Annotated in this window: 7 protein-coding genes; all 7 read left to right on the forward strand. The window is 52.1% G+C overall.

Going from position 1 to position 8,029, the window contains the following annotated elements; all coding sequences use genetic code 11:
* Positions 1-1,176 precede the first annotated feature (1,176 nt).
* Complete coding sequence (locus H8Z83_RS18210) at positions 1,177-2,019, forward strand: 4Fe-4S binding protein (RefSeq protein WP_187016351.1); 843 nt, start codon at positions 1,177-1,179, stop codon at positions 2,017-2,019.
* Positions 2,020-2,202: 183 nt separating this feature from the next.
* Positions 2,203-3,078: a DegV family protein gene (locus H8Z83_RS18215; protein WP_187016352.1), complete on the forward strand. Its 876-nt coding sequence runs from the start codon at positions 2,203-2,205 to the stop codon at positions 3,076-3,078.
* A gap of 500 nt (positions 3,079-3,578) precedes the next feature.
* Positions 3,579-4,574, forward strand: a complete 996-nt coding sequence (locus H8Z83_RS18220) for a LacI family DNA-binding transcriptional regulator (protein ID WP_187016353.1) — start codon at positions 3,579-3,581, stop codon at positions 4,572-4,574.
* Between the two features lie 36 nt (positions 4,575-4,610).
* Positions 4,611-5,603: a ComEC/Rec2 family competence protein gene (locus H8Z83_RS18225; protein WP_187016354.1), complete on the forward strand. Its 993-nt coding sequence runs from the start codon at positions 4,611-4,613 to the stop codon at positions 5,601-5,603.
* A gap of 16 nt (positions 5,604-5,619) precedes the next feature.
* Complete coding sequence (locus tag H8Z83_RS18230) at positions 5,620-6,645, forward strand: tripartite tricarboxylate transporter substrate binding protein (RefSeq protein WP_187016355.1); 1,026 nt, start codon at positions 5,620-5,622, stop codon at positions 6,643-6,645.
* Between the two features lie 62 nt (positions 6,646-6,707).
* A complete protein-coding gene (locus H8Z83_RS18235) occupies positions 6,708-7,172 on the forward strand; it encodes a tripartite tricarboxylate transporter TctB family protein (RefSeq protein ID WP_187016356.1) in 465 nt (154 codons plus the stop codon).
* Between the two features lie 18 nt (positions 7,173-7,190).
* On the forward strand, positions 7,191-8,029 hold an 839-nt coding region (locus tag H8Z83_RS18240; RefSeq protein ID WP_187016357.1), incomplete at its 3' end, for a tripartite tricarboxylate transporter permease.

The raw sequence follows: 8,029 nt of genomic DNA on the forward strand, positions 1-8,029 counted from the left end.
CCACATTGGGCATCGGTTTGAAAAACATGACCGATCTGCTGGAGGAACACGAGGGAGCGTAATTTGTTTTCCCATCGAGAGAAGTACACGCTCGGCATTCATCAAAAGAGCACACTGCGGCTTCACTGGACGCACGGTTCTGATGAATGGGACAGGGCGCTGGTAGGAATAAAAATTCTATCATCGCATATTCCGCAACAGCGGGTTGCTTACTCTATGGGGAAGCGAGGACTGCGGGTTCCACGCAGTGAGCTGCGGTAGCCGTGCCTTTCTGATGAATCTGAATATTAGGGCGGAATTTTTAGTGGTTTTCACTCCTGTCACAGAACTTGTGTTGATTTTACAAACACTTGGTTTGCCTACCGGAAGGGGAAGCCTTACAATAAAAGTATCCGGAGAAAAGCGAGGTGTTGTAAATGCTTCCCTGTCAGGAACACCGCAGTCAGTATTGCCAAGGCTGTCATCTGGACTGCACGTATTGGACGAGCTTCCGTAAAAATCAGGAGTCACAACGTCAACTGAAAAAGCAGTATTTGAGTTATTACGTGGAATTGTGCGCCGTCAGGACACGGCAATTTCGGAAACTATCCCCTTTGAAGTGGTAAAAGCGGACACCGGCAGGATCTGATCCCGCCGGTGTTTTTTTTTTGAGAGTCCGTCGGGTTCGGAATGGCATGGCTGACGCACTTGACCAGAATTTTACATGCCTTTTACCGGGACTGTCTATCGGCTTTTTCCGGTCTTTCCTATAATAAACGAAGTATGGCAACGTGCATACGGGGACAGCTCAGTTGAATTTTAGATTCTCAGCTGCGGGACACGGCAAAGGCGAGCCTGATGCTTCCGGATGGCTCCTATTGCCGCAAACACAGCGCCGTGCCCTTTGATTCTCAGGATACATTTATGCAGCAATCTCCGCATATCCCCGCAGCGGCGGCCGGTGCGCCAAAGGAGCGGGTCCATTGACTGAAGGACTTGGCCAAAAAGCTGCTTTGGGCGTGAAGTATTTCTTTGCCTGCATGTCGCTCTCCTTCTACGATGGCGGGCGGCAGTGTTAGGAAAACCAAAAAGTCTCCGTATGGAACTGCGGTCAGAAAAAAGAATTGTGGCCTGAAGCTTGATGATGTAAAATAATAGAAAGTGTTTGGAAAATTGCGGGAAATCAGAGGGAAAACAATGAAAAACGATAGCAGACTTCGCAAATATGTGCCATCGTTGCTGCTGTTTCTGTTGTTTGAAGCAGTAGCGGTCACACTATGGCTTATGAAGGACAACCTGTTCTACCTGCTGAATTTCAGTTACATCGGCGGCTGTCTGGCATTGGGAACAGCGCTCTTTATCGCCGGGAAACGCTATGCCCGCCATTTTGCGCAGCTGGCAGTTGGCAGCTATATGCTGCTGTACCTCGGCGTCATCTCCCGCGAAAATATGCAGATCGAGGGGTTCTGGTACTATCTGTTTCTCGGCACCTTCGAGGCGGCGACCATCCACTACGCCGTGGCAAAGATCTTCGGCCCGCTGCTGTTCGGGCGCGGTTGGTGCGGCTACGCCTGCTGGACGGCCATGGCGCTGGACTTTCTGCCCTACAAGCGGCCGCAGAAGCCGCGTAGGGAAAAACTGGGCGTTCTGCGCTATGTGATGTTTACCCTGTCTCTGGCGTTGGTGTCTGGGCTGTTCCTGATGAAAGTTGCGCATCTGGAACAGATCATGTTCTGGCTGTTCCTCGCCGGGAACGCACTCTATTACCTTGCGGGCATTGCTCTGGCGTTCGCCTTTAAGGATAACCGCGCGTTCTGCAAGTATCTTTGTCCCGTTGCGGTTTTTCTCAAGCCCATGAGCTACTTTTCTCTGCTCCGCGTCCACTGCGATGCGAGCAAATGCGTCCATTGCGGGAAATGTCTGCGAGCCTGCCCCATGGATGTGGAGGTCAACAGGGAAGCCCGCAAGCGGAAAAACGGAACAGAGTGCATACTCTGCTATGAGTGCACGAAGGTGTGTCCCACAAAGGCACTGCATTGAAATGTGGGATATTTTCAGCCCAATTGAGCGAAAAGTGTTGAAATGTTTTTTGGGTATCTGTTATAATAAAAAATCTACGCAGGCCGCAGAAAAGCATATAGAAAGAGCTGCTGCACCCTGACGGCACGCAAAATCATGAAATACGGATCTGAAAGGACCCGCTCACACATAAGGAGCAAACGCATGAAAACAGCCATTGTAACAGACAGCAACAGCGGCATTACACAGGCAGAAGCGCAGAAAATGAACGTTTTCGTCCTGCCGATGCCGGTCATCATCGAGGGACAGGCGTATTACGAGGGGATCGACCTGCTGCCGGATCAGTTTTTCCGTGCATTGACGGAGCGGCAGGCGGTCTCCACCTCCCAACCCTCCCCCGGCGATGTGACAGCCCTTTGGGACAAGGTGCTGGCCGAATACGAGGAACTGGTGTACATCCCCATGTCCAGCGGTCTCTCTGCCTCCTGCGCCACGGCGCAGATGCTGGCGGAGGATTACGAGGGCAGGGTGTTTGTGGTGGACAATCACCGCATTTCCATCTCTCAGAAAAGCTCCGCGTGGGACGCCGTGGCCCTGCGGGAGGCGGGCTGCGGGGCACAGGAGATCCGGCGGGAGCTGGAGGCCAGCGGGCTGGATTCCATTGTGTATGTGGGCGTGGAGACCTTGGAATATCTTCGCCGGGGCGGTCGCGTGACCGCCGGAGCCGCGGCCATTGGCGCGGTTTTGCAGATCAAGCCCCTTTTGAAGATCGAGGGGGAGCTGCTGGACGCCTGTGCCAAGGTGCGCGGCACCGCAGGCTGCAAGAAAAAACTGCTGGAGACCATTCGTGGCGACGCGGAGCGGCTTTCCGCCAAGTGGGACATCGACATCGCCGTGGCCGGCAGCTATCAGGACGCCGCCGCACTGGAGGACTGGCGGGAGATGGCGGTGAACGCGTTCCCGGAGCACGGCAGCATCTTCGCCGATCCGCTGTCCTTCAGCGTCAGCAGCCATGTGGGGCCGGATGCCTTCGGCATGGCCGTGAGCCGCCGTCTGGCCCGGACGAAGGACGGGATCTGATCCGTTAAAAAATAGGGAAAAGGGAGGGGCATACGCTAAGGCGTATGTCCCTTTCTTGTTGACATCGCGGCACCTGCGGAACCGTGCAGCACTGATGAATGGGGGCAAAACTCTGCAAGGACATCTCAGTTTGCTTCTTGCTGTTGAACTCTGCTGTATCACATGCAGGTTACACTGTACAGCAGAGAAGAAAGCGGCGATCTGCGCTTTTCATACCGCGCCAGCGCTGCAAACGACCTGTGCCACAGGCGAGAAGGTATTCTGCATTGCGTAGCTGCATTTTTGTGAATAAGGGGTGGACAGACTGCGTCCGAGCGAGGAAATACTGGCGTTTATACACAGAAAACTTGAGCAAAAAACAGCAGAAAGTAGAAAAAACAGAAGTGTGTTGACAACGAAGGAAGCGCATGATATGTTAAAAATGCAATGAGGGCCAATATGCCATCATTATTTTTGCAAACGATATGAGAACGTTCTCATTTTGGGCGAGGGGTATTTGAATGGTTGCTACGATCATCGACGTTGCGAAAAAATGTGGATACTCAAAAGCAACTGTTTCGCGTGCATTTGCGTCTCCGGAAGCGGTTAGCGAGCGAGCAAAGGCCCGGATCTATGCTGCGGCAAATGAGCTGAATTATACGCCGAATCCAATCGCCCGAGCAATGGCTCGCCAGAAAACGGATAATATCACGTTTGTGATCCACGAAAATCAGTATCCTGCCATTCTGAATCCGTTCTATTCGTCGGCTTTGGAAGCGATCATGCAGGAAACGATGAAACGGAACTATGGCCTTTTTGTCACTACAAATGACCATGTGCGTCTGCCCAGCGGAGAAGTGAGCATAAAAAAGCACATGGATGGCGTTATCATAGCCGGACAAACAGACCGAAGTTCTATCGAAAGCTTTTGCAAACAGAACATTCCTGTTGTTGTGCTGAATAATCTGATCCAGATGGAACACTTGCCTTGCATCGCTGTTGACAACTATCATGGGGCAAAATGTGCCGCTGAACATTTGATTCAGAAGGGCCATCGACGGATCGCTTTACTGGAGGGACGTTTTTCTCCCCAAATTTACCATGACCGCCACAACGGATACATGGACGCGATCGTTAGTGCCGGACTCACAGTAGATCCTTTGCTTATACGGGATGTGGATGCCAATGAGCTGTGCGCGGAAACTTGTGCCCGTGAAATGTTGAGCTGCCCGGAGCGGCCGACTGCGCTGCTATGTACCAATGATACCATTGCGGTAGGAGCGATGAAGGCTGCGATGCGTATGGGACTCCGGATTCCGGAAGATGTAGCAGTGATCGGATTTGATGACAGCTATGTCAGCCGGGTCATTGAACCGGAGTTGACCACGGTGCGGATCGATTCCCTTCAGATGGGCAAGTTAGCGGTAGAAATGCTGTTTCGCCTGATCGACGGGGAAGAGCTTTCGAAATGGTATATTGAAATGCCAACAGAACTGATCGTTCGCGGAACCACTTGAGATTCTTTTTATCAAAACAAAAAACGAGGTGAAGAAATGCGGATCACATTTGTGAATGTCGGATATGGCGATGCCATTTTGATGGAATCAGACACGGGCTATACGGCGCTCTTAGATGGAGGCGGCAATCTGCCGCAAGAGTTTGAGGGAGATCCTTACCGTGTTCGCTGCGCCGAATATTTGCGAACCCGACAGATCCATCATATTGATGCGCTGCTGATTTCTCACATTCATGAGGACCATGTCTGTGGCTTGCTGCCGGTGCTGAAGGATGTAAGTGTTGGCGCCATTTATGTACCCTACCCGGCAGAACCGTTCTTGAAGGGCAAGCCCTTGGAAGCAAAAGAAGGGGCGGCCAGAAGTGTTCCCTTGTATACGGCGGCTTTGAACAGCTACCGTGAGATCATATCGGATGCGAATGCCAAACAAATTCCGGTCCATGTGCTCCATCCTGATGACCGGCTGGATTTGGCAGAGGATCTGAAAATCAGCGTCTTGGCACCGAAGGAAAAGAGCATCAGCGATTACATGGCTTTCATAGAGCGGGCCTATGATGAAACAGACATGGATGTGATCACAGAGATCCTGACCAAGTTAGACGCTATGTCCAATCACACCAGCTTCCTGTTGAGGATCGAAGCAGGGGACGAAGTTTTTCTGACGGCAGCAGATAGCTGCCCCGGTGACTGGGACGAGGTCGATATTTCTTTACTCAAAAATGTAACCGTTCTCAAATTGCCGCATCACGGTCAAGTTGATAGTATTTCAGAACAATTTATGGGAGATATGCCGCTGCGGTATGTGATCACAACTGCATCCTCGGATCGCCGCTACCGGAGTGCAAATGCTGAGGTTTATGAGCGGCTTTTGGCCATGTGCCCCGCAAACCGGCCGCCGCAATTCCTTTTCACGGACGAACGATCTTACCCCCCATATTTCCACCAGCCTGACGGTTTTCAGGCCATCACTCTTGTGATCGATTCTGGAAGTATTACTCCGGAATTTATCAAATTTACCACCAAACACTAATTAAGGAGGAACCACGATGAAAAGCAAGAAACTCTTATCCCTGCTTCTCGCTCTGGCCATGGTCATGAGCATGGCTGCTTGCGGCGCAAAGACCAACGAGCCCCCCGCGACCTCCGGTACTCCGTCTGAGACGGGTGCCCCTGCTACGGAAGAACTGAATTGGCCCACCAAGGAGATCACCTTGATCCAGCCTTGGAGCCTGGGCGGCGGTCCTGACGTGATCACCCGTCAGATCGCCTCTTACAGCGACAAGATCCTGGGTGTCCCCATGATCGTTGAAAACCATACCGGCGGTTCCGGTACCATCGGCATGAACGATTTTCTGGAGGCTGAGGACGATGGCTACACGCTGTTCTGCTGCAACGGTCCTCTGTTTTCTCTGACTCCCAGCTTTATTGATGTGGACTATACCATTGATGACATCAGCCCCATCTGCGGTATCCGTATCACGGAGTTTGTCATCCTCAGCAACGCATCCAGCAAGATTACCAACATTCAGGAGCTGAAGGATTACGCTGCCGCTGGCCACACGGTGAAATATGCAACTACCGGCGGCCCCGGCAATGACAGCTACACCATGATCTCCGCACTGTTCGCCCTTCTGGACATCCCCTGCGAGGCAGTGCCTTATGACGGCGGCCAGGAAGCGATCAACGCTCTGGTTGGCGGCCATGTGGATATTGCCATCGGTTCTCCCCCGACCTATCGCGACTATGTGATCAACGGTCAGCTGAACTGCCTGGGTACCTTTATCCCCGAAGGTCTGGATGTGGAAGGCATTGGCCACATTGCTTCCTTCAAGGAGCAGGGCATTGACGTGGAGTTCACCGGTATGGACTATCTGGCCGTCCGTTCCTCTGTTGATCCCCGTATCCAGGAAAAGCTGCGCGAGTTTGTTCTGGAAGTGTATGCCGATCCTGAGTTCCAGACGTTCATGGCTGGCATGGGCATGAAGGCATGGGATTCCGATGCTGCCGAGATCCTGAGCATGATCGATTCCCAGACTGAGGCTATGAGTCAGTACATCCCTCTGGTTCAGTAAGTGACTGAGGTGCCCTGAGTCCTTGGGCTTGGGGCACCCCTTTTTAACTGAGGTGTGTTATTATGAAAATCAAGTATAACCATGAGATCATATCGGGCACCGTGTTTGCCCTTATCAGCTCTTTTTTATGGTTTTCTATCCCTACGCAGGTCAAGACGATGGAGAAAACCGCTATTACCGCACAGACGCTTCCTAAAATCGCCATCGGCGGCATGTTTGTTTTTGCCGTCTGCCTTTTGCTGGAAGGCATCTTTATGAAGGAAAAAGAGGAATTGACCGTCACGAAGGAATCCTTTCATTCCGCTGCCTTTAAGAAGGAACTGCGCTCCATTCTCTATTGCCTGTTCCTTGTTGCCTACTGCTTTATGGTGAAACCTTTTGGTTTTGTCATCTCCACCGTGATCCTGGTTCTTGCGATCATGGTGTACTATGGTGCCAGAAAATGGTATTACTATGCGATCCCCCTTGCCATGGTAGGCATCGTATATTATGTATTCCGAGTCGTGCTTCACGTCTCTCTGCCGTAACGGGGAAGGAGGAAGATCATGGAACAATTTTTAGGCGGTTTGCAAATTCTGTTGAATTGGCAGAACTTCTTGATTATCCCCGTCGGCCTGGTTATCGGCATCGTGGTCGGAGCGATCCCCGGCCTGACCTCTGACCTTGGCATTATCTTGTGCATTCCTCTGACCTACGGCATGGACCCGACCATGGCGATCTTGATGCTGTTGGCCATTTATTGCGGCGGTACCTACGGCGGCTCGATCACGGCGATCCTCATCAATACGCCCGGTACATCCGCCAATGCGGCAACACTGTTTGACGGCTATCCGATGACCGTCAAAGGGCAGGCGTTTAAGGCCCTGCAAATGGCCTTGTACGCCTCTACGATCGGCGGTCTGATCAGTGCGTTTTCTCTGCTGTTTCTGGCTCCGCTGATCGCGAAGATCACTCTGCTCTTTGGCCCTGCGGAATATTTTGCGCTGGCGGTGTTCGGACTGTCTGTTATTGCTGGTGTGTCGAATGACAGCATTTTCAAGGGCCTGATTGCTGCCTGCCTTGGTTTGTTCATGACCACGATCGGCGTGGATTCTATCAGCGGTACAGCGCGGTTCCTGTTTGGTCAGAAGAAGCTGATGGCCGGTATCGACCTCATTATTGCGCTGATTGGTATGTTCGCCATCTCTGAAATTCTGACCAAATCTAAATATGATCCCAAAACGGATCACAAAATTTACGACCCCAAGGCCCTGACGAAGGATAAGATCACAAAAGAGGAATATCGGCGCTGCCGCAAGCCCATTGGCATTGGTTCTCTTGTCGGTGTCATCATTGGCGCAACGCCCGGCACTGGCGGCGGTTTGGCGGCGTTTATTGCTTACAA

The sequence above is a fragment of the Dysosmobacter segnis genome, assembly GCF_014297285.1.
In the GTDB taxonomy this organism is placed as follows: Bacteria; Bacillota; Clostridia; order Oscillospirales; family Oscillospiraceae; genus Oscillibacter; species Oscillibacter segnis.